The sequence below is a fragment of the Nostoc sp. genome (assembly GCF_036917465.1).
In the GTDB taxonomy this organism is placed as follows: Bacteria; Cyanobacteriota; Cyanobacteriia; order Cyanobacteriales; family Nostocaceae; genus Nostoc.
In genome coordinates this window covers 30,810-55,256 of record NZ_JBALDL010000072.1, presented here as the reverse complement: position 1 = coordinate 55,256, position 24,447 = coordinate 30,810, and the positions used below count along the sequence as shown (strand labels likewise).

The window sequence follows — 24,447 nt, the reverse complement described above, 5'->3', positions numbered from 1 at the left end:
ATGATATTTGCGTCATGTGTCATATTTTATAACGCACTGTGTACCATTTTACATTCTGATTTTTTAGTTCTACCCCGATTTACCGAGCGGATACTCAGTAGGGTTTTCAAACTCAATAATAGTTGCCCAATTTTCTAAATCAGTTGCTAATCGAATAAACTTTTGCAAAACTGAATCATTAACCCACAACAATATCGGAAACGGAAAATTCTTTTTAAACTCTTCCCGTACTTGGTTAGCTGAAGTCAGAACTGTATCAATATCTTTAACAGACTCCAAACCAAAAATCATCAATACTGGTGGCTGTTCATCTCCTAATTGTTCACGAATATTTGTGTAAAGCGTTTTAACTGATGCAGTTAAAGTAATTTCATGAATGCGTACAGGAGATAATTGGTGCAGACGTTCTACCATCTGCTGACCTAAAGCAGCATAATTACAGCGCAGCAAAATCAGCGAAAATTCTCCCTGAGAAAGCCTAATTGTTCGCACTAAAGTTTGCAATGAATGCTCATTGTCAAAGGGTAAATTTCCTGCTTCTTGCTGATTACTCATAATATAAATAAGTAGCTAATTCACAGAGAATTGGTGTAATACCGCTCCCGTCAACCCTGGAGCCGCTCCCGTCAACCCTGGAGCGACTCCCGTTAACCCTGGAGCCACTCCCGTCAATCCTGGAGCCACTCCCGTCAATCCTGGAGCCACTCCCGTCAACCCTGGAGCCACTCCCGTTAACCCTGGAGCCACTCCCGTCAACCCTGGAGCCACTCCCGTCAACCCTGGAACCACTCCCGTCAACCCTGGAACCGCTCCCGTCACCACTAAGATGCTTAACGTCATACCATTTCACAAAATACCTGATAAGTAAGTCGGCGCGACCAGTTCAAGCTATGTTAAGTCAAAGACCATAAACTGTGTAGGTTGTGTTGACGAACGAAACCCAACATTTTCGGTGATTTGTTGAGTTTCACGACCTTGAACCCAAGCGTATTGATTCATAACCTAAATTCCCTGGCTTCAGCCAAAATCGGATTGACATCAAACCAAGAACCATCCTCATTTCGGTATTCAAATACAAACATACTACGGAGCAGAAGGTCGTATCTTTCATGACCTCTTAAGTTTTTCTCTTGCGCCACCTCACGCAGTAATTCCCATTCATCGGGCGTAATTGCCAAAGTTAGCTCATTGCGGCGTTGTTTAATCACTCTATCCACACACTCCCGCGACAAAGGTGGGTCTTCTTGCTGAAGACAGCGAAACAACAGCATCAACAAATTACGCAAATGACCGCCGCTAACTCGGCAAAGTCGCTCTAAAGTATCAGGACTATCAAAAACCTCAGTAATTAAATGCCGGCTTTGTTCCCAACTGACACCAGGAAAAGCCCTCGCCATAACCATCTGTTGCAGCAGCGTGATTCCTTGTAAAAATTGCGAACCATCTTGTAACTGCACAGGAACCATCGGCAAAACTTTGGGGTCTACGCCAAAGCGATTTGTTAACCTTCCTAAAGCATTAGAAAAAATCAACACTAGGGGAATGGTATAAACAACATGATAATTTAGCTGGTTTAACTGTTCACCGCGTTCCACAAAAAGATATTCTGGCTGGTAATAACCCGAAGGCTTCAAAGAATTATCCACTCTGTCGAGATTATCTATAATTACCACCAGTCCTTTTTTACCTTGCTGCTTGAGTTTTTCTCTAGCAGGCTTGAGCAATTCTTTGTTAATTGATTCTAAAATGCCATTGGTGCGCGGTTCTAAATATTGCCGTAACTGACCGCGAAGTTTGGGACTATCTTTAGTTTTGGCAGTAATTTTGGCAATACCTACAGATAATTCAGCCTCAACGCCAATATCTAGCGGCGTTTGCAAAAACTCTGAGATTTCAGTAAATAGATTTTTAAAGTATCCTGGTTTAAGGTTAATTTTGATTGCTTCTAGACTTTGACTCACCTCACGAGCTACCGCCAGTAAAATATCTGTAACATCAATATCAGCCATATCCAGACTTTGGCTAGACTCGAAATAAACCACATGAAATTCCTGCTGTTCTAACTCTGCTTTTAGCCGCAGTAACTCAGTCGATTTGCCACAGCCGATATGTCCGGTAAATAATTGACAGGTAGATTGTTCTGGTGCAAGGCGGGTGATAGTTCGCCCAAGTTCTTCAATAATCTTGGCACCACGCACTTTAGAGAAATCAATATAATATTGTCTATCCTCTGGTTTGCTTACAATCAGAGTTTTGCTGGGGTTGCAAGCTTGAAAAAACCTGACTAAATCTAGTTTCATCACAAATAACCTGAAATTAGGCTGACACTCTTGCCCATTTCAGTGATTATACAGACGATAAAGCGGCTATTTCGGAAAAACCTTTTTTAGAATGACTGATTATTTACGTCCCGATATGGTTAAGTTATGGCTAAAAACTAAAACTGGCGTAGGTTGTTGGGTTTCCTTCTTCAACCCAACATTATCATAGCTGAAATAGCTGATTAACCAAGGTTTTACCCCACCCTAACCCTCCCCTTTACAAGGGGAGGGAACAACATTTTTTCTGTTTCCCCCCTTTATAAGGGGGGATTAAGGGGGGTAATAGGACTTGTGTATACACGGCAGCCTTACAAAGGGGAGGGAACTGGATTTCTTGTTTCCCCCTTGGAAAGGGGGGTAATTCGACTTGTGTGTACACCGTAGGCAAGCGAGGAGGGGAGTAAAAACGTAGCTTTGGCTGTTTGCTTTAAAATCAATAACAAAATGTCCAAGCTACAAAAAATGTCTACAATTTTAACTTTTCACCCCGAATCGAATAATCTAACAACTCCATCGGGTGAATAACTGAAATCTTCTTACCTTGCAACTGCAAATGCTTCGTAATTTGCAAAGTACACCCCGGATTAGCAGAAGCAATTAACTCAGCACCAGTATTCAACAAATTCTGCACTTTTTGCCGACCCAATTCTTCAGCAACTTCTGGTTGTAGCATATTATAAACCCCAGCGCTACCACAACATAAAGCCGCATCTATTGGTTCTCTCAACTTCACCCCTGGAATTTGTCGCAACACCTGACGCGGTTGGACGCTAATCTTTTGACCATGCAATAAATGACAAGCATCTTGATAAACTAAATTCAAAGGTTTATCAGTTAGCGGTGAAAGTTTGGCAGTTAACCCAACAGTTGCCAAAAATTCTTGAGCATCTTTAACTTTAGCGGCAAAATCCTTCGCCTTTTGCCGATATTCAGGGTCATTTTCTAAAATGTGACCGTATTCTTTTAAAGTATGACCACAACCAGCAGCATTGATAATCACAAAATCTACATCAGTCTTGGCAAAACTATCAATCATCTGCCTTGCTAAAGCTTTCGCCTGTTCTGTTTGCCCTTGGTGTTCAGGAAGCGCTGCACAACAACCTTGAGATTTGGGAATCACAACTTCACAACCATTCGCTGTTAAAACCCGCACCGTTGCTTCATTCACGGGAGAGAAAAACAGCCGTTGCACACAACCCAAAATTACCCCGACTCGATAGCGCTTCTCACCTTTAGCAGGAATCACACTAGGCAGATTATCTTGAAAAGATTTGAGAGTAATTTCTGGCAAAATAGATTCCATCGCTGCCAAACGAGGCGATACTTTATTGAGTAAACCTGTAGCGCGAAAGAATTTAGCAAACCCCAACTTTTGATAAACCAACAACGGAACTAATAAAACTCGTAAAAGATTGGGATAGGGAAACAAAGAAAATATTAGTTTCCGAATAAATTTATCTGGCAAACTGCGGGGATAATTCCGTTCAACTTGGTGACGAGTTGCAGAAATCAACTTATCATACTGCACCCCAGAAGGACAAGTGCTTACACAAGCAAGACATCCCAAACAAGAATCAAAATGTTCTACAGTTGCCGTATTTAAAGCAATCTCACCCTCATTAATTGCATCCATTAAATAGATGCGTCCTCTAGGTGAATCCATCTCCTTACCAAGCACCCGATAACTCGGACAAGTCGAGAGACAAAATCCACAATGTACACAACTATCAATCAACTTCGGGTCAGGCGGATGACTCTCATCAAACCCCTTCAAATTCTTTAAACTAGCCGTATTATTAACAGAATTTTCTGAAACCTGCATAATTAATTCTTTTCCCCTCTTCCTTGGCGTTCTTGGCGTTCTTGGCGGTTCGTTCTATTAAAACTAAATTCCACCCACAAACCGACCAGGACTTAAAATCTTCTTACTATCAAACTGTTCCTTAATACGGCGCATCAACGGCAAAGCATTTCCCGTATAACCCCAAACATCTATTTGTTCTTTAACCGCCATTGGTGCTGACAAAATTGTTAAAAAACCTCTATTAGCTTGAGTAGAATCGCGCACCTTCAAAACTTGATTTTTACTCTCTAATTGTAACAAACCTAAACCACTACTTATATGAATTAAACCCAACTCCACCTGAGTCAAAATCTCCACAGCAGCAGTAGGTAACACTCCTATTTTGCAGGTAATTACAGATTCTGTAGCATTAGTATGTATTCGTTCTTGCAATCTCTGCCATAGACTAGCCTCATCACCATCGGTAAAAATTGCCCCATCTAAACCTAACTTTTGCCCAACTTCCAAAACTCGGTTTGACTGTTCCTTAACACTCTCACTAATACTTTGAAAGCGGGCAATTAATCCTAGCCCTTCACCCAAACCTAAGCTGGACACCAATTTAGTTGATAGCAAATCAGCCTGAACTGGTGTTAAAGCCGAACCTCGAAGGATATCAGCCGCTTGAGATACAGCCTCAGCATTACCAGTTAGTACCACCGTTCCCGATGCCTCCGATAGCGGATACAGGCGAAAAGTTAGTTGACTAATAAAGCCTAATGTGCCGTAAGACCCAGTAAGCAACTTCATTAAGTCATATCCAGCAACATTTTTAACTACTCTTCCCCCAGCTTTGGCGATTTCTCCATCAGCACGGACAAAGGTAATACCTAGTAACTGGTCGCGCACACTACCATAACGTTGTCGCAGAGAACCTGTATCACCCGTGGCGACAATACCGCCAATGGTTGCTGATTCCGGTGCTGCGGGGTCAAGGGCAAGAAATTGCCGCGATTTTGCCAAAAGTGCTTGGAGAACCGAGAACTTCATTCCAGCTTCTACTGTGACAGTTAAATCGCCAACAGCATGTTCAATCAGTTGCTTGATGCGTTCTGTACTAACTACGACATCAACGCCCTTAGCTAAACCACCCCAGCTAAGTTTACTGCCATTACCACAGGGGAGGACGCGCCAGTTGTGACTGTGAGCTTTGGCGATAACTGCGGCTAATTGTTGTTGGCTATGGGGATAGACGATACAACTGGGAGATTTTCCAGAAGTTATAGCCTGTTGGATACGGTTTTGCTGGACTATTTCGATATTTTCCCAAAGGCAAACAGCATTTTCTTCGCCGATAATAGATGCAAAATCAGTAGCGCACACGCCTTCCGGCCTGTCGTTAGACATCGCTTTCATTGAGTTTATTTTTTTACGCCCTACATCTAATTTACTGGTTAACCTGACCAAAAAAGCGCATTGCCATATAAATCAATACGGTTCAGTTAAGGGCTACTGGTAAAAATTTTGGGTTTTCGAGAGACGCGATAAATCGCCGTATCTACAAGTGTTTTGGTCTTATCTAAACTGTATTGCCATATAAATAGGACTTACACAAAACTACACGCGGTAGGGGCAATTCATGAATTGCTCCTACCGGAAAACCAAGATTGGGGATATTTTTTGTGTAAGCTCTAATAAAATAATTTGATGTTACTTTGATTAACTTTTAGAAAAAAGAAAGTAGCAGAAGGGTAATTTTTACCACTCTGCTACAAACAAACGGAGGTATAAACTTAATTATTTAATTGGCATGAATTAATTCTTGGGGCGCGGCGGCATCATAAGCTACAGCTTTAACAAATTCATTGAGAACGTCTTTGAGTCTTTGGTCAATTTCCTCATCTAAGACAACGCTGTTATCAGCTTGTCGTTGAATTTGTTTATCTACTGCATAAACAGTAGCTAGGATATGCCGCGCTCCTAATTCCGATAATACAGGTTTCAGAGCATATTCAATTGCCAATAAATGAGCGATCGTTCCACCAAGGGCGATCGGTAATATAGGTTTACCTGTGAATGATTTTTGTGGGAGCAAATCTAGAAATGTTTTCAGGACTCCTGTGTAAGCAGCTTTGTAGATTGGGGTGGCAATAATCACACCATCTGCCTTTGCTAATAAAGCTTTTGGTTGTTCCAAAGCAGGGCTGTCGTATCGTCCAAAAACTAAATCTTCAGCAGGCAAATCCCGAACTGAAATAATGTCTACATGCAAGCCTTCTTGTTGTAAAAGCTTGGCGGTGTATTCAATAACACCATAAGTTCTAGATGGATGGGTTGGACTACCTGCGATCGCTAAAATAGTTGTCATTCAATTAAACTCCCAATTTCTAAAACGGGTTGAGTATGTTTTGTGGTTTTAGTCTTCATCGCTTCTGCGGTGTTAACTTTCTCACTGAGACGTTTGTAGGGACGGCGCAAACTCATACTTTCCACTTCCCAGATGTAGCCATGAATAACCACATCTTGGGGAATTAGAGCAGAATTACGCAGCAATTCAACCTGCTGTGTGCAGATTTCATCTACATCGGTAAAGGTTTTAATCCATTTGGAAAAAACGCCTTTTGGTAGCTTTAATTCTGGTAAAGCAGGATCGACACTAACTTGATCCACATCAATACCTTGATTTCGCAATACCTCACTGACAAAGTCTCCTGATGCTGTCATCATGCCACATTCAGTATGATTAATAACGATGATTTCTTTTGTGCCAAAAAACTGTGTAGTTAACATCGCTGACCGAATAGCATCATCCGTAACTAACCCTCCAGCATTACGGAAAATATGAGCATCTCCCTCACCAATTCCCAATACTTTTTCTATTGGTAATCGCTCATCCATACACGCCAACACCCACAAGCGTTTATTGTTAGGTATCCCCAACTGACGACGCAATGCCCACGCTTCTTTTTCTGAGATTTTTTGGTCAATTTGTTGGTGCAACATGGCTGGTAATTTTCTAGTTCTTAATTACTAGGATATGGACGTTGCCCTTTCTTGATGCTGTTGCTTAGGGAAATCTTCATTTGCCACAATTTCGCCAAATGGACTCAAGACATGTTGCTTCTCCACTGTCGGCAGATTCTCTAAGGGCAAATGGGGAAATAGAAGTTCTGCAACTCGATAAGCTTCTTCTAGGTGGGGATAGCCAGAGAGGATAAAGGACTCAATACCCAAATCTGCATATTCCAATATCCTGGCCGCTACAGTTTGAGGATCTCCTACTAAGGCTGTTCCCGCACCACCCCGTACCAAACCGACTCCTGCCCACAGGTTCGGGCTAATCTCTAATGCTTCACGATTGCCGTGGTGTAATTGAGTCATCCGTTGTTGCCCAACTGAATCCATCCGCGCATAAGCTTTTTGAGCTTTAGCGATCGCTTCGTCATCTACATATTTAATCAAATCATTGGCTGCATCCCAAGCTGCACTCTCGGTTTCGCGCACAATCACATGTAAACGAATCCCAAACCGCAAAGTCCGGCCTTCTACTTCTGCAAGTCTGCGAACTGATGCAATCTTCTCGGCTACTTGCGCCGGTGGTTCACCCCAAGTTAGATAGACATCTATGTGCTTGGCAGCAATTTTTTGAGCAACGGCAGAGGAACCACCAAACCACAAGGGTGGATATGGCTTCTGAACAGGTGGAAACAGCAGCTTACCATCTTGAATATTGAGATAATCGCCCTGAAGATTGGCTTGTTCTCCACTAGCGATCGCTCGCCATACTGTCAAAAATTCATCTGTTAATTCATAGCGCTGATCGTGATCCAAATGCAAGCCATCTCCTGCCAACTCTACAGGATCGCCTCCTGTCACGACATTAATCAGCAAGCGTCCTCCAGAGAGGCGATCGAAAGTTGCCGCCATCCGTGCTGCCACTCCAGGGGATACCAAGCCGGGACGAATCGCTACCAAAAAACGCATCTGTCGCGTCAGCGATACCAGCGTTGACGCTACTATCCAAGCATCTTCACAAGAACGTCCTGTGGGCAGTAATGCCCCTGTATAACCAAGGTCATCCACCGCTTGGGCTATCTGCCGCAGATAAGGAAACCTTACTGCCCTACCGCCTGTAGCAGTTGCAAGGTAACGTCCGTCGCCGTGGGTTGGGATGAACCATAGTAGCTGCATGAATCCTGTCCTTTTAAATACGGTAAAACGATAGAAATACCGTGCTTTATTTTTATAGATTTAGAGTATCACATATTCTACAAAAGCCCGCAAGAAGTTTTTTTAGAAACTCCGGTATTCCTATCAGACCAATGTATATTAAACAGTGTTCAATAAGATCGCGATCGCAAAAATTGGGCATAGGGAAGAGCTACCAATGCTCAATGCGGCGGCTATTCTTCTCCACCCACAAGGGAATGGAGTTTGCCGCCGACTTCCAATGATTACCCAATTTGTTGTTTCTTAGCTAATTTTAATCAGTCTATCAGGGCTAATTCAGAGCGATCGCTGATTATAGTGATTAATGTAGGGAATTCCGTACTGGAGTTGATTGTCCAGTTAACCGGAAAATAGAAAATAATAGATATATGGACAAACGCTATTTTTTTCAGGCTAGTGCAGTAATAGTCGGCACAGCATTGTTATCAAAGTATATCAATTGGGAGTCAAAAGCGATGACAACTTCTAAGAGTGGATTTGAAATTACCAAACCAGAACAAGAGTGGAGTACAATTTTAACGCCAGAACAGTTTAATGTATTGCGTAAACACGGGACTGAACGCCCTCACACCAGCCCATTGGATAAGGAATACGACAATGGTACTTATTATTGTGCTGCGTGTGAACTACCACTATTTACCTCTGATACCAAATTTAACAGTGGTACTGGCTGGCCTAGCTTTTTTAAACCGATTGAAGGTGCGATCGCTTTTACTGTAGATAAGTCGTTGTTTATGAGCAGAACTGAAGTACATTGTAGTCGCTGTGGTGGTCATCTAGGTCATGTTTTTGATGACGGCCCTGCACCCACTGGCAAACGCTACTGCATGAACGGGGTTTCGTTGAAGTTTACCCCTGCCTAATACGTCGTAGAGATATGCACGCGCTAACCTAATTTATCAAATTTTGAGGCTTGACCAAGGGTGAATAGATTGTTGACAATAACTTCTCTTCCTCAATGCTCATGGACGAGATATTGCCAATTAAAAAAATACAACTCTTGGTCTTCGCTAAAGCTATTTACCTAAATCATCCTATTTGCTTGGGCTGTTTTTCTCCTTTTTGTCTTTGGGATCTTTTTTAGGTTTTTTAACTTCTTTATTACTTTTTCTTTCCTTCGACATCAGCGTTCTCCAACTAGGTTACTTAGTGAAAGCCTCCACATTCTGCTGTCAAAAAATCAGGATATGACTTACTTGATATTATTTGAAGGCAAAAAAGAAAGCGTCAAACATAAATGCCACTAACTACTATAATACGATGTTGTTTGATTATCAGAGTCAATCCAAAATTTAATATCCAAAATTGTTTGACTATTGCTCCAACAATTTCATCCGTTGCCACCAACGATTGAGGGGATAATAGACCACAGGTGCCCACAGACTACTAAGAATGGCAGAGGCTAGGGCGACACGCTGGTAATATGTCCAAATATCTGTTAGTTTGCGCTCATTCCCTATCAAAGTTAATTGCAACCCAAAGATAGTTTCTGCCAAAACTGCCATCACAAAGACAATTACAGCAATTGAAATAAAATCTTCTTCAATAAAACGCTGTTTTTGGAGCAGACAAGTTAAAATTCCCACTATCCCTAAACTGATGGCATGAGTAGGGTTAGGTGATGTCATTGAATCTTGAAGTAGCCCCAGAACTATACCTGCCAAGGCTCCGGCAAATACTGTACGCTTTACACTCCAAGCTACCACCCAAATTAACAGCCAGTTAGGGCCAATTCCCAATAATTCCATACCTGGCAGGCGGGTTGGCAATAATAGTAAACATAACAGTACAGAACTAGCCGTCACCATCCACCCGAACAACTTTCGGACACCGGGATGCCAACGAGAAAGCGGCTGGATTTGAAACTTAGATTTTCGCCCCGACGATTTTGGCTTTTTCTGCCTGCTAGCACCAAATGCAGGAATCTTCATTTTTCTATAGATTTTCTGGAAGAATTTACTTAGACTTTTGCGGTAATTGATTTGCCGGCTTTTCGTTTTCTAACTCTTGGTTTTCTGGCTTTGGATAAACTGTTACCCAATCAAGAGAGCGGATTGGCGGAAAAAGCTCAATTTTTGCCACTGATGCCGGAAGTTTCTTTAAATCGAGGGACTTAATTCGTCCTACTGCCAAGCCAGATGGAAATTTCTGACTATAAGTAGACGTGGAAACTAAATCTCCTACCTTAACATTTGGAACTTTTTCATAAAACTCCAGCACAGCTTCAGCAGAAGAATCTCCTCGCAAAACGCCTTTAGCTGCCGTACGACTAATTGATACACCCACTTGACTTTTGAGGTCACTGATTAATAATACTCGGCTAGTATTAGGAGTTACACTTTCCACCAAACCCACTAGTCCGCCATCTGCCTTGACTATGAAGCCTTCCTGAATCCCTGCATTCGCGCCGCGATTCAGAGTAACTTGTTGCCACCACTGGTCAGCACTACGTCCTATCACCCGGGCTGGAACTGGCCGTGATGCCAGAGGCTCTTTTTCTACATAGCCTAATAAATCTTGTAGCTTTGTCTTTTGACTTTCCAAATCTACTATCCGGGTTTCCAATTCCAATATCCGGGCATCTCTAATCCGTTCTTCTGGAGTTGGCCCCGACTGTAACATCTCTAACGGACGGGTAATTGCCTGATATGTCTCAAGCACCAATTCACCTTGAGTCTGTCGCAATATGTAAGCACTACCAACTACTAGAGCTAACAACCCGATTTGTAACCCTTTACGATCCCACCAACGCCGTATTGTAACCATATATACCTTATCTACTTACACAATTAAGTTCTATTTGGATTCTCTTTATATAGAACCCAAATAGAACTCAAATAGAACTCAAGTATGATATTTTTTTGTTACATATTGCGAGAGCTTTCTGTAACAACCCGTTCTAACTGTTTGAAGTTCTCTAACACCCGACCTGTTCCCAGCACAACACAACAGAGAGGGTCGGCGGCAATATGGGTTACAATCCCGGTTTCATGGCTAATTAAAGTATCTATGCCTTTGAGCAAAGCACCACCACCAGCTAACATGATACCTCTGTCAATAATGTCTGCTGCTAGTTCTGGAGGTGTACGTTCCAGTGTCCGCTTCACAGCTTCTATAATTACTGATAGCGGTTCCAACATGCTTTCACGGATTTCTGGGCCTTTGATGGTTACAGTTCGCGGTAGACCAGAAAGCAGGTGTAAACCTCGGATTTCCATCATCGCATCATTATCATCATGGGTAGGATAAGCAGAACCAAGGCGAATCTTGATGTCTTCGGCAGTGCGTTCACCAATGACTAAGTTATGAACTTTCTTAATATACTGAATGATTGAATCAGTCAGTTCATCCCCAGCAATGCGTACTGATTCGCTGATTACCGTACCCTGAAGACTCAGCACTGCGACTTCTGTTGTACCACCACCAATATCAATAATCATGTTACCTGTGGGTTCGGCAACCGGTAGTCCTGCACCAATGGCCGCTGCTACGGGTTCATCGATTAAATAGACTTTTCTTGCTCCTGCTTGGTGAGCCGCATCCATCACAGCCCGCCTTTCTACACCCGTGACACCACTGGGAATGCCAATGACAATTCGGGGTAAAATTAGAGATCTGCCTTCATTTACACGCTGAATAAAGCTTTTCAGCATCAACTCGGCTATATCGAAATCAGCAATTACACCATCGCGCAAGGGGCGGAGGGCAATCACATTTCCAGGTGTGCGGCCGAGCATTTTTTTGGCTTCTTCTCCTACTGCTAGGGCTACCTTTTCGTTGACATCGATAGCAACTACAGAAGGCTCTTGCAGTACAATCCCTTTACCAGATACATAAACCAGGGTGTTAGCAGTACCGAGGTCGATACCCATATCCAATGATGTGCGAAAGTTCCTAAAAATACCCACGCCTCTATAAGCCCCCTATGTACGATACTTCTTGACTACAACGGTAAGAGTAGATTCGATTATGTTTGTATCCTAAGTTCAGTAAACTAAACTATTTTTTTATATGATTCCCAGGAATATTTACGATGTCTCAGGGATCTATGTTTTGATATTCTCTGGTTTGCTTAGTATATCCGTATACTTTTATGTGTTTCTCCAATTAGTTATGTATAATTTTTCAAGTCAATTATATTGTTAACTGTTTAACACATTATTTTCAAGTGTTTCACAATTCGCTATGATAAAAGTCAGAATTCACGAGTACACCTGTACTCAAAGGTAATACGTATGAGTATAAATGTTGTCACCCTTGTTGGTCGTGTAGGCGGCGACCCAGATATAAAATATTTTGATTCTGGCAAGGTTGTATGTAAATTAACACTAGCTGTCAAGCGGAGATCCCGTAATAGCGATCAACCAGACTGGTTCGAGTTGGAAATATGGGGAAAGACAGCAGAGTTCGCAAAAAATTATGCGCATAAAGGTAAGCAAATTGCCGTTAAAGGTTCCTTAAAGTTTGACACATGGAGCGATCGCCAAACAGGAGTAAGCCGTTCTAAACCAGTTATTCTAGTAGATCAACTGGACTTATTGGGTTCTAAGCAAGATGGAGACGATAGAACGGGAGATATGTCTCCAGAACATTTTTAATTAATTGGGCATTGAGAATTGATTATTAGTCCTTTGTCTTCACAAATGACAAAGGACTAATGACAAATGACAAATAACTAATAACTAATTTGCAACGTTACCGATGCTTCTACTTCCTGTTCACCACCAACGACAGGAGTGGAAGAATCAGCTAGCTTTGCAGCCTCAGCCCGTAAAAACATGGGTGGTGGAGGCGGAGTTGCATTATTAACTTGAATGCTGACTATTTCTTTGGGTTTGAAACCCAAGGCACTGAAAACAGCGTCGGCTTGCTGCTGGGCATCTTGGGTGGCTTCCTTTAATGCTTGTTTTTGAGCAGTTGCGATCGCTTCATCATTCGCAACAAAACTAATACCATTAATTTGTGTTGCACCCGCTTTCACTGCATCATCCAATAATGTCCCAGCTTTTTCAGTAGGAATTCTAAAGCTCACGGTGTTATTGGCAGCATAGCCTGTAATTCGCTGCACATTATTGGTGTAGCTATAAACTGGATTCAGGCGGATACCAGTAGTTTGTAATTTTTCGACATTTTGGCTCTTGAGGAACGCAACTACAGCCGATGACTTCCGGGCGGCTTCTTGCTGTACCTCCTCTGCTGTTTTTCCCTGAATCTCTACTCCTAAGCTGACTTGCGCCAGGGTTGTAGGAATCGTTTCAACTCCCCGACCACTGACACTAAGGGTTCGCCACAATTTATCTTTTTCTTGCGCCAATGCAGGTAGTACAAAAGTTGCACATAAAAGCATTGCTAAAGGCAGTATTTTCCACAAGTTTCCAGATGGAAATTGTGAACCGGGTAAAGCGGCTCTAGTCATAAGATTTGCACTCCTCAAAGTATCCACAGATGTTTTTAATAAGCATATTTAGCAATCTTCTGGTGGTTGTTAAAAGTCACCAGTCACCACAAGTTTTTCACAACTTAAGTGCGATCGCTAGATCCGATTTGTATGTTCTTACTTTGACACTGCGATCGCCAAAAGCTGAAATGGTTACATTTTTTGAAACTAAAAAAATTACCCGAAAATTTTTAAAGATTTTGTCATGATGGTAAATTAATTCACCTAATTTGACTTACTACGACTTCCTAAACTGTTTGTAGGCAAGGCTTACGAAGTTTTCTGATAGCGCTTGATTGAGTAGACGAATGGCAGAAATTAAGTTTTTGAACCTGCCAATAGCGTTTCCACATATAGATGTTTTTCAGAAACACGTCAGAATCAAAGAGAAGGATTTTCACAGAACCCATGCATTTGTTAGATCCAATCAACTTCTCTTTTCCTCTGCTGGCTACCGCAACAGAAGCAGCAGACAGTTCAATGATAGTAGCCGCAGTGCTACTCAGCTTAGTAGTCATTTATCTCGCCAGCAAAGTTGGTGGAGAGTTATCAAACAAAGTGGGTTTACCGCCCGTCTTAGGCGAACTAGTAGGTGGTGTGGTAATTGGCATCTCTGTTTTCCACCTTTTAGTGTTTCCAGATGGCGGCACAGACAGTTCTAACTCTTTGATCGTGTCCTTCCTGCAAATCACTGCTGGTTTAACTCCTGAAGCCACTCCAGCCGTGTTTGCAGCCCAGTCTGAGGTCATTTCCGTTTTGGCAGAGTTGGGTGCGATCGTTCTGCTGTTTGAAATCGGTTTAGAGTCGAACTTAAAAGACTTAATGGCAGTTGGTGTCCAAGCCACCGTTGTCGCAGTAGTGGGGGTAGTAGTACCCTTTGCTGCTGGGACTGTGGGATTGATGACTTTATTTGGGATTGCTGCTGTACCCGCAATTTTTGCAGGGGCGGCTTTGACTGCTACTAGTATTGGGATTACTTCCAAGGTGCTGTCAGAGTTGGGGCGACTCAATTCTAAAGAAGGGCAGATTATTTTGGGTGCTGCTGTCATTGACGATGTTCTAGGAATCATCGTTTTAGCGGTAGTTGCCAGTCTAGCTAAAGATGGCGTGGTGGATGTCAGCAAAGTTATTTATTTGATTATCAGCGCCACTGGTTTTATTTTGGGAGCAATTCTACTAGGGAATGTTTTCAATAAGTCCTTTGTAGCGATCGCCGATCAGCTCCAAACACGCGGCGAACTGGTAATACCAGCATTCATCTTCGCCTTTGCTATGGCATACCTTGCCGCCGTCATCCACTTAGAAGCAATTTTGGGAGCTTTTGCGGCGGGTTTAGTTCTGGAAGAGACAGATAAGCGCAAAGAACTGCAAACGCAAGTCTTTCCCATTGCCGATATGTTAGTGCCAATTTTCTTTGTTACTGTTGGGGCAAAAACTGATTTGGGAGTATTAAACCCAGCAATTCCCGACAATCGAGAAGGTCTAATTATGGCAACTTTCCTGATTACAGTAGCCATTCTCGGTAAAGTAATCACAGGCTTAAGCGTGTTTGGTCAACCAGGAATTAACCGTTTAGCGATCGGTGTGGGGATGATTCCCAGAGGGGAAGTTGGCTTAGTGTTTGCTGGTGTCGGCGCAGCCAGTGGCGCTCTCTCGAAACCATTAGGGGCAGCAATCATTATGATGGTTATCTTGACAACCTTTTTAGCTCCTCCTTTGTTACGATTTGTGTTTCCAGACCCAAAAACTGTTGATACAAGCTTAGAGCAACTGGTTTTAGATGGTTCCTCTGGTAACTCGTTGGTAATTGAACCACCTCAGTCCAGGGTGTCAGCATCAAATGATAGTAGCAATTTGGAAGTCACTCCAGATTCTAGCGATCGCTAATCAAATTCTTGGGTAAATTCTTACTGAGTTTTGAGTGGTTTTCTCTCAGAACTCAGCACTCCAAATTCAGTAAAATCACCGTATTTTGAAGATTCTGCAATTATAAAGTGGAAACTTCTCTCTCCAAATTTCCGTCCCATCTGATTGTAGAATAATCGTCTGTTTATAATTTCTACCAGCATTCGGAATGTTATTTATTTCCAGTCTCCCTTGGCAAGTTGGCCTTTATCTGAATATTTTCCAGCTAGTTAGGGAGTAAAACCCATAAATCTTGCTAGATCGTCTGACGGTAATGGGAATTATCTATTTAGTACATTGATGGCAACAAACAAAAAAAAGTTATCAGTGAACGGTTATCAGTTATTAGTTTTCTAGCTCCCTTGGGAGTTAGAGTTTCTACCTCTAGAGGTGGAAAATTTCACATGGGGATTTAAACCCAATTATGAAACCTGGAAACTGATTTAAGCGTGTCTTTATACCAGCTTAAAAATCCAACAAGGCATCAAAGATCAAGTCGAGGTGGTGATGGCGTGATGATTTCCCAATGAATTGAGATATTGATGGCTCCCATGAACGTGAATTAGGAGAAAGAACTGTGAAATTACACTGGTTACTACCCAGCACTATTGGAACTATCTTCATGCTATCGTCGCCTGCAATGGCTGCGAAGCTTGAATCTTGGCGCTTTGATGCTAATCAAAACAGGCTGGAAATTAATACTGTAGGAACAGTTCAACCCCAGGCAAAACTAGTTTTTAACCCAACTCGACTGGTAATTGATTTGCCAGGAACGACATTTGGCCGTCCACAAATAACCCAACAGGCGGGCGGTGGAATTCGCTCGATTCGCGTTGGGCAGTTTGATACAGAAACAACACGTATAGTTGTCGAACTGACACCTGGTTATACTTTAGACCCCAAACGAGTCCAATTTGTGGGGACAACTGGCGAACCCCCTGCGGGGACACTTCGTGAACGCTGGACGGTGCAATTACCTAGACCAGAAGTTGATAGAGTAGCCTCATCTCCTACCTTATCTCCTAGAAGTGCTTATAGTGTTGTTACCCCAGACTCTGAGCCGCAACCTAGTAGCATTTCAAGGGTTGCCACTACTACACGAGGGGCAACTCAAATAGAGGGCTTGACAGTAACAGGCGATGGGTTGTTCATCCGTACCAGTGGAGGTAATCCTGGAATTCAGGTAGTTCGCAGCCGCGATGGGGCTAGCATCTTCATAGATGTCTCTGGCGCATCTTTATCACCACGTCTGGCGCAACAGAATAGTATACCTGTTAACAAACATGGTGTTAGCCGTGTCGAATTCACCCAAGTACAAAACCAAACTCCTAGTGTACGCTTGACTTTGCGGATAGATAAAAATAGCCCAAATTGGCAAGCAAGTAATAGTAACAGTGGTGGTTTGGTGCTTCTGCCTAGTCGTGTTGTCAAATTGCCTGGAAGTAGTAATTCGGACAATCAATCACAACCACTCTCATTACCTAGCAGATTATCTGCTAACAACTCCTTAGCAACCATTGAGTCTGTGCAACTGGCTGATAATGGCAGACAACTGCTCATTAAAGCCAACCAAACTTTATCTGCTACAGGAACCTGGGATAGATCCTCCGGTGTGTTCCGCATTACAATTACCAATGCCAAGTTAGCTAAGAGAGTTACAGGCCCGACTTTTTCCCCCAATAGCCCCATTCTCCGGGTACGTCTGCAACCCCAAGCAGCCAACACAGTCGTTGTTTTAGTCCAACCAGCAGCCGGAGTGCAACTTGAACAACCCCGGCAAATCGGCGACGAGCTACTGGCTATACCAATACAAGGTTCTCGTCGAATTGTCGCCCTCCCCGGAAAACCGCCTTTTGCTTTACCTGGGCTACCACCGCCAAATCGGGGGCCATTCCCAGACCCAAACAATCCCAATCCCCAGCCGCAATTCCAACCACAACGCCGAGTTAGCAATGGACGAGTGGTAGTCATTATTGACCCCGGACATGGCGGTAAAGACTCAGGAGCGCTTGGTATTGGGGGGGCACGCGAAAAGGATGTGATCTTGCCGATTGGAAGAAGGCTAGCACAGATTTTGCAGCAAAATGGTGTACAAGTAATTATGACGAGAGATTCTGACTATTTTGTTACTCTTCCTGGAAGAGTGCAATTAGCAGAGCGAGCTAATGCTGATGTGTTTGTTAGTATCCACGCTAATTCAGCAGGTGCGACTCGTCCCGATGTTAATGGCTTGGAAGTTTATTATTACGACAGTGGTCTGGGTCTAGCTCGTATTGTCCGTAGTAGCATTCTTCAAAGTATTGGTACTCTCAAAGACAGGGGAGTACGACGAGCCAGATTTTATGTCCTCAGAAAAAGTTCTATGCCTTCCATTCTCGTGGAAACGGGTTATATGACTGGTCGTGAGGATATGGCTAGGCTGAGAACCTCAGCTTACCAAAATCAAATGGCAGAAGCGATCGCTCGTGGTGTTCTTCAGTATTTAAAGAGAAGATAAGTAATTTAGCCGAAATTATTGAGTAAATACATCTAATCTTTACCATTGTTCTCCAATTTAGTAGTAAAACAATTTAAGTATTATTGCGGCGGGACAAGAATAGCATCTTTAGTTATTGTCATCTGATGCTTTGCAAGTCAAATTTATATGAGCTAATGGATGGCATGGCAAAATTAGAGGAGCGTGCTATATTTTACGCCATTAGCTGTGTCTTAATAACAGCGTAATACTCAAGTGTGTGCGGTGATGGTGTGAGGATTTGCCAATATGTTGAGATGTTGACGGCTCCCATGAATATGAATCAGGAGAAAAGACTGTGAAATTACGCTGGTTACTATCCAGTACTATTGGAACTATCTTCATGCTATCGTCGCCAGCAATGGCCGCGAAACTTGAATCTTGGCGTTTTGATATCAATCAAAATAAGCTGGAATTTAATACTGTAGGGAATGTTCAACCCCAAGCACAATTAATTTTTAACCCCACTCGTTTGGTAATTGATTTACCAGGAACGACATTTGGCCGTCCGCAGCTAACCCAACAGGTAGGTGGTGCAATTCGCGCTATCCGGGTTGGACAGTTTGACGAACAAACAACACGCATAGTCGTTGAACTGACTCCTGGTTATACCCTAGACCCCAAAGGAGTACAATTTGTTGGTAGAAGTGGCGAATCTCCTGCGGAGAGACTTCGTGAACGCTGGATGGTGCAATTACCTACGCCAGAAGCCGAAAATATCCCCTCAACAAATACTGGTGGGCAAGAACAAGCTCTAGCAACCGCAACTCCACCGAGAACATCTCCATCAGTATTCCCCCCAAGAAGTATTTACAACGTGGTGACAACACCCCCTGTCAATCCACCTAAAAACGGAATGCTTGCCGCCAGGGTAACTCAAATTGAGAACTTACAAGTCACAGGCGATGGTTTTTTCATCCGTACCAATGGTGGTAATCCTCAGATTCAGGTAAATCGTAGCAACGATCAAAGGGCAATTAACATCGACATTGCCAGCGCTACTTTATCACCAAATCTAGAGCAACGCGATTTGTCAATTAATCGCTTTGGTGTCAGCCGGATTCAGTTCAGCCAACTACAAACAAGCCCATCTGTTGTTCGCATGACTTTACAGGTGGATGAAAATAATCAAAATTGGCGAGCAACGACTAGCAGTGTTGGCGGTTTTCTGCTTCTGCCCAGTCGTGGCATTGCCCAGTTACCTGGGGGAAATAGTCCACGCCCCATACCATCTAGTACAGCCACTATTGAGTCAGTGCAACTGGGTAATAATGGCACACAACTGCTAATTAGAGCCAACCAAGCTTTATCTGCTACAGGAGGTTGGGATAGAACTTCTGGTTTGTACCGCATTACCATCAACAATGCTCGATTAGCTCCCAAAGTCACAGGCCCGACTTTTAATCCTAATAGCCCTATCCTGCGAGTCCGCCTGCAACCACAAGAATCTAATACTGTCGTCGTCTTAGTTCAACCAGCCGCCGGAGTGCAAATTGGGGAACTCAACCAGGTTGGCGACGAGCTTTTGGCACTAGAATTACAATCCTCTGGTAGCGTCACACCCCCGATTGTTTTACCTCCTCTATCATCGTCAAGTCAAGGGCAATTCCCAAATCCAATAGATAATCCCCGTCCTATATCCCAGGCAAAGCCGCGCCCCACAGTTCCTAGAGGGAAATTACTAGTAGTTATTGACCCTGGGCATGGTGGAAAAGACTCAGGCGCTCCCGGTTTAGGTGGACTTTTAGAAAAGGATGTAATTCTGCCTATTGGTAAAAGGGTAGCAGCAATTTTAGAGCAAAATGGTGTACAAGCAGTACTAACGCGCGATGCTGACTTTTTCGTAGAACTTCAGGGACGGGTAGAAATTGCCCAGCGAGTTAATGCGACTGCCTTTGTCAGCATTCACGCTAATTCAGTTGATAATCGCCCTGATGTCAATGGGTTAGAAGTATATTATTACGATAGTGGTTATGCTCTGGCTGAAGTAGTTCGCAATACCATCCTCCAGGACATCGGTACAATCAAAAACCGGGGAACCCGCAAAGCCAGATTCTACGTTCTCAGAAAAAACTCTATGCCCTCGATTTTAGTAGAAACAGGTTATATGACTGGTCGAGAAGATAATCCTAGATTGGCAACACGAGAATATCAAAATCAGATGGCTGAAGCGATCGCTCGTGGCATCTTAAAATACTTACAGCGTTAATATAGTACAAATTCCTATTAAAAGGTGGTATTTAGACTCCTTTGGCGTGCAGAATTTAGTGGTCAATTAGCCAATTCTCTGCTAAATTCTGTATTTTAAATCCCAAAACCTAAATTTATATCTGCCTGTGTATTCATCTTCGATCTTTGATGCGAATCTTGACGATTTTTCGGCTCTTGAACCCCAACGTGCCCCAATTGGCATCTTTGACAGTGGTGTAGGTGGATTGACGGTACTGCGACAACTATATCGGCAACTCCCTAATGAATCAATTGTTTACTTTGGGGATACAGCTAGACTTCCTTACGGAATCCGTTCCCAAGCAGAAATTTTACAATTTACGCGCGAAATTCTTACCTGGCTAAAACAGCAACAGGTAAAAATGGTAATTATGGCTTGCAATACCAGTTCAGCCCTAGCCCTAGAAACCGTGCGTCAAGAATTCAATATACCCATTTTGGGAGTAATTCTACCGGGTGCAAAAGCTGCCGTGCAGCAAGGAAAGCGAATTGGTGTAATTGCTACTCCAGCGACGGCAAAAAGTAATGCTTATAAGCACGCCATCCTCGAAATTGCGCCTGATGTTCAAGTTTGGCAAGTTGGATGTCCCGAATTTGTCCCACTCATCGAGCAAAACCGCATTCATGACCCTTATACTGCTGAAGTAGCACGAGCCTATCTACAGCCTCTACTAGAGAAGGAAATTGACACCTTGGTTCATGGCTGTACCCATTACCCCCACCTTACACCAGTATTGCGATCGCTCCTCCCCTCTCAAGTCAAGCTAGTTGACCCAGCCGTTCATGTCGTGGCAGCTTGTGCCCAAGAGTTAGATTTGCTAGGCTTAAGGAATACTCACCTCCCACTGCCAACTCGCTTCGCTGTTAGCGGGTGTCCGCAACAGTTTTCCCAATCAGGAGTGCAATGGCTAGGCTATACCCCAATGGTTGAACAGGTTTGCTTCACTGATACCGCTATTTCCCAACTCCAATAAAACTAATTTGTCCTTAGTCATTGGGCATTAGTCATTTGCCAATATCCAATGCCCAATGACCAATCCCCAATCCCTACTGACTATTAACAGCTTCACTCACCTTTGCCCTTAGAGATATCTCCTGCTTGTGTTTTCCTTCGGTAGATGAAGGGAAACTTGTAGAAACAGTGTTTGTACCCGTTCGCTTTGCCAGTGCTAATAACAGGTAGACTGTGAACAAATATCCAGACGCTAAAATAAAAATCATCATAGGTATACTTCCGTAAATCATTGTTTTACTAGCACCTTTTCAAACGAATATAAAATTCCATAAAATTAGTAGAACCTCAGCCAACCGAGTACATTCTTGATGGCTGTAGTTTCCTATGTTAAAATTACCTATAGAGATAAAATTCTCTAGGGACAAAGAATTTATTGTTCAATGCGACTTCTTGCAGACCATATATCCAACAGTAGTTTAGATTGCTATTTAGCAAGCCAAAACCACGATTATCATCGGTCTACTTGATCTGCGTTATTTTTTTCACACTGATGTGAAAAGAGCAATGCTCGCGCTCAACGTGCGCTGAAGACGTGTAGCGGCTTCCCATAGGGATATCACATAGCTCCAAACCAGGAGTTTTGCATATCGGAGAATAAACCAAAGGAATAATCCCTTTAATCTAAAATACGACTAATTATTTTAGACTCACATAACCAAGCCAGTGAAATCACTTACTAAGTGACCTACTTTTGGGGATGTGAATATCTGAAAAATTCATAATTCCTATATTTTAGCGTAACACAACAGCCCTGAATTTGAAGCCCACTTGACTGCTAAATTTCAAATTTTTTGACCGGCTATAATTCAGTCCTGAAGAAATTTAGTCCTACCATTGGCGACGTGTTTAAATGTATCCATTTTGTCAATAAGTAATATTGCTTGAATTTTGTTTTGAACTGTGGCGGTAAACGTGTACTAGGAAACTACTTAATACAATTTAAGCTGATATTTATTCTCATATACTGAGAATTCATGTTTTAAGTGAGTTTAAAACCTGAGTCCACAAAAACTAAGCATAATTGCTTATTGACAAACGCACGATCTATCTTAGTTATCACCCATAGACTCATGGAAATGAGATTACTTTATGAAAACTTTGCGCTGGCACAGGGTTATCTTAAAATGAGTGTAGGATATGTAAATTTTCGTAACCTAAGTCAGAGTCCGCCCATCCATGACCCCAGCCACCTCCCTGTTTACCCCTGTGGAAGCAGACCTGCGACTACTAGCAGATAACCTAAAACAGCTAGTTGGAAATCGCCACCCCATTTTGTTTGCAGCCGCCGAACATTTATTCGGAGCCGGGGGAAAGCGTATCAGACCAGCAATTGTCCTGCTAATATCGCGGGCAACAATGTTAGAGCAAGACATTACACCGCGTCATCGCCGCCTTGCTGAGATTACAGAAATGATTCACACAGCAAGCTTGGTACATGACGATGTGGTAGATGAATCAGACGTGCGGCGAGGCGTTCCTACCGTTCATAGTTTGTTCGGTAATCGCATTGCCATATTAGCAGGAGATTTTCTTTTTGCCCAATCTTCCTGGTATTTAGCAAATTTGGATAATTTGGAGGTGGTAAAACTCCTCTCAGAAGTCATTATGGATCTGGCTACTGGGGAGATCCAGCAGGGACTAAATCGTTTTGATGCTGGTACTTCGATTGAAACTTACCTCCAGAAGAGTTATTACAAGACAGCTTCGTTAATCGCCAACAGTTCTAAAGCTGCTGGGTTACTCAGTGAGGTTTCGCGGGAAACTGTTGAGCATTTGTATAGCTACGGTCGTCATTTTGGTATAGCATTTCAAATTGTTGACGACATTTTAGATTTCACTAGCACAACAGACACCTTGGGTAAACCAGTGGGGTCGGATCTGAAAAGTGGTAATCTGACTGCACCAGTTTTATTTGCTTTAGCAGAAAAACCATCCTTGGAAGCGCTGATTGATCGAGAGTTTGCTCAAGAAGGGGATTTAGAACAAGCACTAGCACTAATTCAAGATAGTCAAGGCATACAGCAAGCACGGGAGTTAGCTGCTCAACATGCGAAATTAGCAATTGAACATCTTGCAGTTCTTCCACCCTCAGAATCTCACCAGGCATTGATTAACATCGCTGAGTACACACTGAGCCGACTCTATTAAATTAGTTATTAGTTATTAGGTACAAAATAGGGTTTTAGATGCCAATCTGAACCTACCAGATGTACTTAGGTGGGCGAATTTGGCTTAATGGTCAGCTAAAATTTGAAAAATGTTCACTGATAACTATTTGTTAATCAATTTTAGATTAGGTGGAAAATTAAGCCGATCGCTTGGTCTTTTAAAGAACAAAAAGGGTAGTGAGGGGCATTAATTTCTTTTCATCAAAAACTTTTTTAAAAGAATTTGAGATATAAAATTTGGGATGTGGGATTGTATCTAAAAAATCCCACATCCCAAATTTTTCTATGCAATATCAGGAGGTATCTGTTTAGGCGATCGCTGCTCTCGTAACTGTTGCTGCATACGTTTCTCTAGCTCGGTTCGCCGAATTTCAACGGTATGAGTGGTCTTACCCGGCGTTTCCAAAAAAACGATACTATCTACGGGTTCTAATGCCACCAATTGGAACAAAATATGGGTGACAGGAGTAATTTTAGCTAGCATTTGAGGGTCAAGCCCAGCAGGGGAAATTAGAGAGACATCCTGTATGGTAGGGAAAGCGTAAATAACTCGCTTTTCCAATCCTGGATTAGCACGATTGCTCAAAGTAGTTAAAACCCAGCTTGCCTCCGAATTTTGGAGAATATAGTACTGGGAGTGACGTAATTTTTGAGCGATCGCTCTAAGGGCAGGAGCAATTGCTGCAATCAGATTTGGTGTTATACCATCGCGGGGTGCATTGTCAATCAGCAATTGAATTTGTGCTTCTAAATCCATAATGACTTGTATACGGCTCCTGGGTAATGGCAATAACATCTATCAAAGTGTGAACAATCCCAGCCAAGTTGGGAATAATAAAATCAG

23 protein-coding genes are annotated in these 24,447 nt (G+C 42.7%); 9 read left to right on the top strand and 14 right to left on the bottom strand.

Translation table 11 applies throughout. The features are described 5' to 3' along the window. Positions 1-69: 69 nt before the first annotated feature. The 8 genes from V7K38_RS17345 to ssuD form a co-directional block, all read right to left on the bottom strand. A complete protein-coding gene (locus tag V7K38_RS17345; RefSeq protein WP_334859591.1) occupies positions 70-555 on the bottom strand; it encodes a hypothetical protein in 486 nt (161 codons plus the stop codon). A 15-nt stretch (positions 556-570) separates the two neighbouring features. After that, on the bottom strand, positions 571-840 hold the full coding sequence (locus V7K38_RS17340; protein ID WP_334859589.1) for a hypothetical protein: 270 nt from the start codon (positions 838-840) through the stop codon (positions 571-573). A 155-nt stretch (positions 841-995) separates the two neighbouring features. Further along, complete coding sequence (locus V7K38_RS17335; RefSeq protein WP_334859587.1) at positions 996-2,300, bottom strand: P-loop NTPase fold protein; 1,305 nt, start codon at positions 2,298-2,300, stop codon at positions 996-998. 487 nt (positions 2,301-2,787) lie between these two features. Further along, positions 2,788-4,143: a (Fe-S)-binding protein gene (locus V7K38_RS17330; RefSeq protein ID WP_334859585.1), complete on the bottom strand. Its 1,356-nt coding sequence runs from the start codon at positions 4,141-4,143 to the stop codon at positions 2,788-2,790. Positions 4,144-4,206: 63 nt separating this feature from the next. Beyond that, a complete protein-coding gene (locus V7K38_RS17325; protein ID WP_334859583.1) occupies positions 4,207-5,520 on the bottom strand; it encodes an FAD-binding oxidoreductase in 1,314 nt (437 codons plus the stop codon). 385 nt (positions 5,521-5,905) lie between these two features. Next, a complete protein-coding gene (gene ssuE / locus V7K38_RS17320) occupies positions 5,906-6,472 on the bottom strand; it encodes an NADPH-dependent FMN reductase (RefSeq protein ID WP_334859581.1) in 567 nt (188 codons plus the stop codon). Next, positions 6,469-7,107, bottom strand: a complete 639-nt coding sequence (locus tag V7K38_RS17315; protein WP_334859579.1) for a beta-class carbonic anhydrase — start codon at positions 7,105-7,107, stop codon at positions 6,469-6,471. The genes ssuE and V7K38_RS17315 overlap by 4 nt, the downstream gene beginning before the upstream one ends. 27 nt (positions 7,108-7,134) lie before the next feature. Then, complete coding sequence (ssuD, locus tag V7K38_RS17310; protein WP_334859577.1) at positions 7,135-8,295, bottom strand: FMNH2-dependent alkanesulfonate monooxygenase; 1,161 nt, start codon at positions 8,293-8,295, stop codon at positions 7,135-7,137. 145 nt (positions 8,296-8,440) lie between these two features. On the opposite strand from ssuD, the gene V7K38_RS17305 reads away from it, so the two are divergent. Both V7K38_RS17305 and msrB read left to right on the top strand, forming a co-directional pair. Then, positions 8,441-8,581, top strand: a complete 141-nt coding sequence (locus V7K38_RS17305; protein WP_334859575.1) for a hypothetical protein — start codon at positions 8,441-8,443, stop codon at positions 8,579-8,581. A 121-nt stretch (positions 8,582-8,702) separates the two neighbouring features. Next, positions 8,703-9,197, top strand: a complete 495-nt coding sequence (gene msrB / locus V7K38_RS17300) for a peptide-methionine (R)-S-oxide reductase MsrB (protein ID WP_334859573.1) — start codon at positions 8,703-8,705, stop codon at positions 9,195-9,197. A gap of 450 nt (positions 9,198-9,647) precedes the next feature. On the opposite strand, the gene mreD is transcribed toward msrB, so the two are convergent. From mreD to V7K38_RS17285, 3 genes are all read right to left on the bottom strand, one after another. Next, entirely contained in the window at positions 9,648-10,265 is a 618-nt protein-coding gene (gene mreD / locus V7K38_RS17295; RefSeq protein ID WP_334859571.1) for a rod shape-determining protein MreD, read from the bottom strand. A 25-nt stretch (positions 10,266-10,290) separates the two neighbouring features. Continuing rightward, positions 10,291-11,100 (bottom strand): rod shape-determining protein MreC, encoded by an 810-nt coding sequence (mreC, locus tag V7K38_RS17290; protein WP_334859569.1) that lies wholly within the window; start codon positions 11,098-11,100, stop codon positions 10,291-10,293. Between the two features lie 98 nt (positions 11,101-11,198). Beyond that, positions 11,199-12,206: a rod shape-determining protein gene (locus tag V7K38_RS17285; RefSeq protein WP_334859595.1), complete on the bottom strand. Its 1,008-nt coding sequence runs from the start codon at positions 12,204-12,206 to the stop codon at positions 11,199-11,201. Between the two features lie 363 nt (positions 12,207-12,569). Between V7K38_RS17285 and V7K38_RS17280 the strand changes: the two genes are divergently transcribed. Next, positions 12,570-12,932: a single-stranded DNA-binding protein gene (locus V7K38_RS17280; protein WP_334859567.1), complete on the top strand. Its 363-nt coding sequence runs from the start codon at positions 12,570-12,572 to the stop codon at positions 12,930-12,932. A 77-nt stretch (positions 12,933-13,009) separates the two neighbouring features. Here the strand turns inward: V7K38_RS17280 and V7K38_RS17275 are convergent, their stop codons facing one another. Beyond that, positions 13,010-13,750, bottom strand: a complete 741-nt coding sequence (locus V7K38_RS17275; protein ID WP_334859565.1) for an SIMPL domain-containing protein — start codon at positions 13,748-13,750, stop codon at positions 13,010-13,012. A gap of 29 nt (positions 13,751-13,779) precedes the next feature. Between V7K38_RS17275 and V7K38_RS17270 the strand changes: the two genes are divergently transcribed. The 5 genes from V7K38_RS17270 (at position 13,780) to murI (ending at position 21,394) form a co-directional block, all read left to right on the top strand. Beyond that, positions 13,780-13,980 carry a hypothetical protein gene (locus tag V7K38_RS17270; RefSeq protein ID WP_334859562.1) on the top strand — a complete coding sequence of 67 codons (201 nt, stop codon included), beginning with the start codon at positions 13,780-13,782 and terminating at the stop codon, positions 13,978-13,980. A 199-nt stretch (positions 13,981-14,179) separates the two neighbouring features. Beyond that, complete coding sequence (locus tag V7K38_RS17265) at positions 14,180-15,658, top strand: cation:proton antiporter (RefSeq protein WP_334859560.1); 1,479 nt, start codon at positions 14,180-14,182, stop codon at positions 15,656-15,658. Positions 15,659-16,253: 595 nt separating this feature from the next. Next, complete coding sequence (locus V7K38_RS17260) at positions 16,254-18,173, top strand: N-acetylmuramoyl-L-alanine amidase (protein WP_334859558.1); 1,920 nt, start codon at positions 16,254-16,256, stop codon at positions 18,171-18,173. 316 nt (positions 18,174-18,489) lie between these two features. Beyond that, positions 18,490-20,400, top strand: coding sequence for an N-acetylmuramoyl-L-alanine amidase (locus V7K38_RS17255; protein ID WP_334859556.1), 1,911 nt, complete (start codon positions 18,490-18,492; stop codon positions 20,398-20,400). A gap of 127 nt (positions 20,401-20,527) precedes the next feature. Further along, positions 20,528-21,394, top strand: coding sequence for a glutamate racemase (gene murI / locus V7K38_RS17250; protein ID WP_334859554.1), 867 nt, complete (start codon positions 20,528-20,530; stop codon positions 21,392-21,394). A 73-nt stretch (positions 21,395-21,467) separates the two neighbouring features. Here the strand turns inward: murI and V7K38_RS17245 are convergent, their stop codons facing one another. Beyond that, on the bottom strand, positions 21,468-21,665 hold the full coding sequence (locus V7K38_RS17245; protein WP_334859553.1) for a hypothetical protein: 198 nt from the start codon (positions 21,663-21,665) through the stop codon (positions 21,468-21,470). A gap of 946 nt (positions 21,666-22,611) precedes the next feature. Here V7K38_RS17245 and sds point away from each other — a divergent pair. Beyond that, the gene (gene sds, locus V7K38_RS17240) at positions 22,612-23,583 is read left to right on the top strand and encodes a solanesyl diphosphate synthase (RefSeq protein ID WP_334859552.1); all 972 of its coding nucleotides are present in this window, start codon (positions 22,612-22,614) and stop codon (positions 23,581-23,583) included. A 303-nt stretch (positions 23,584-23,886) separates the two neighbouring features. On the opposite strand, the gene V7K38_RS17235 is transcribed toward sds, so the two are convergent. Then, positions 23,887-24,360, bottom strand: coding sequence for a hypothetical protein (locus V7K38_RS17235; protein WP_334859551.1), 474 nt, complete (start codon positions 24,358-24,360; stop codon positions 23,887-23,889). Between the last annotated feature and the right edge of the window lie 87 nt (positions 24,361-24,447).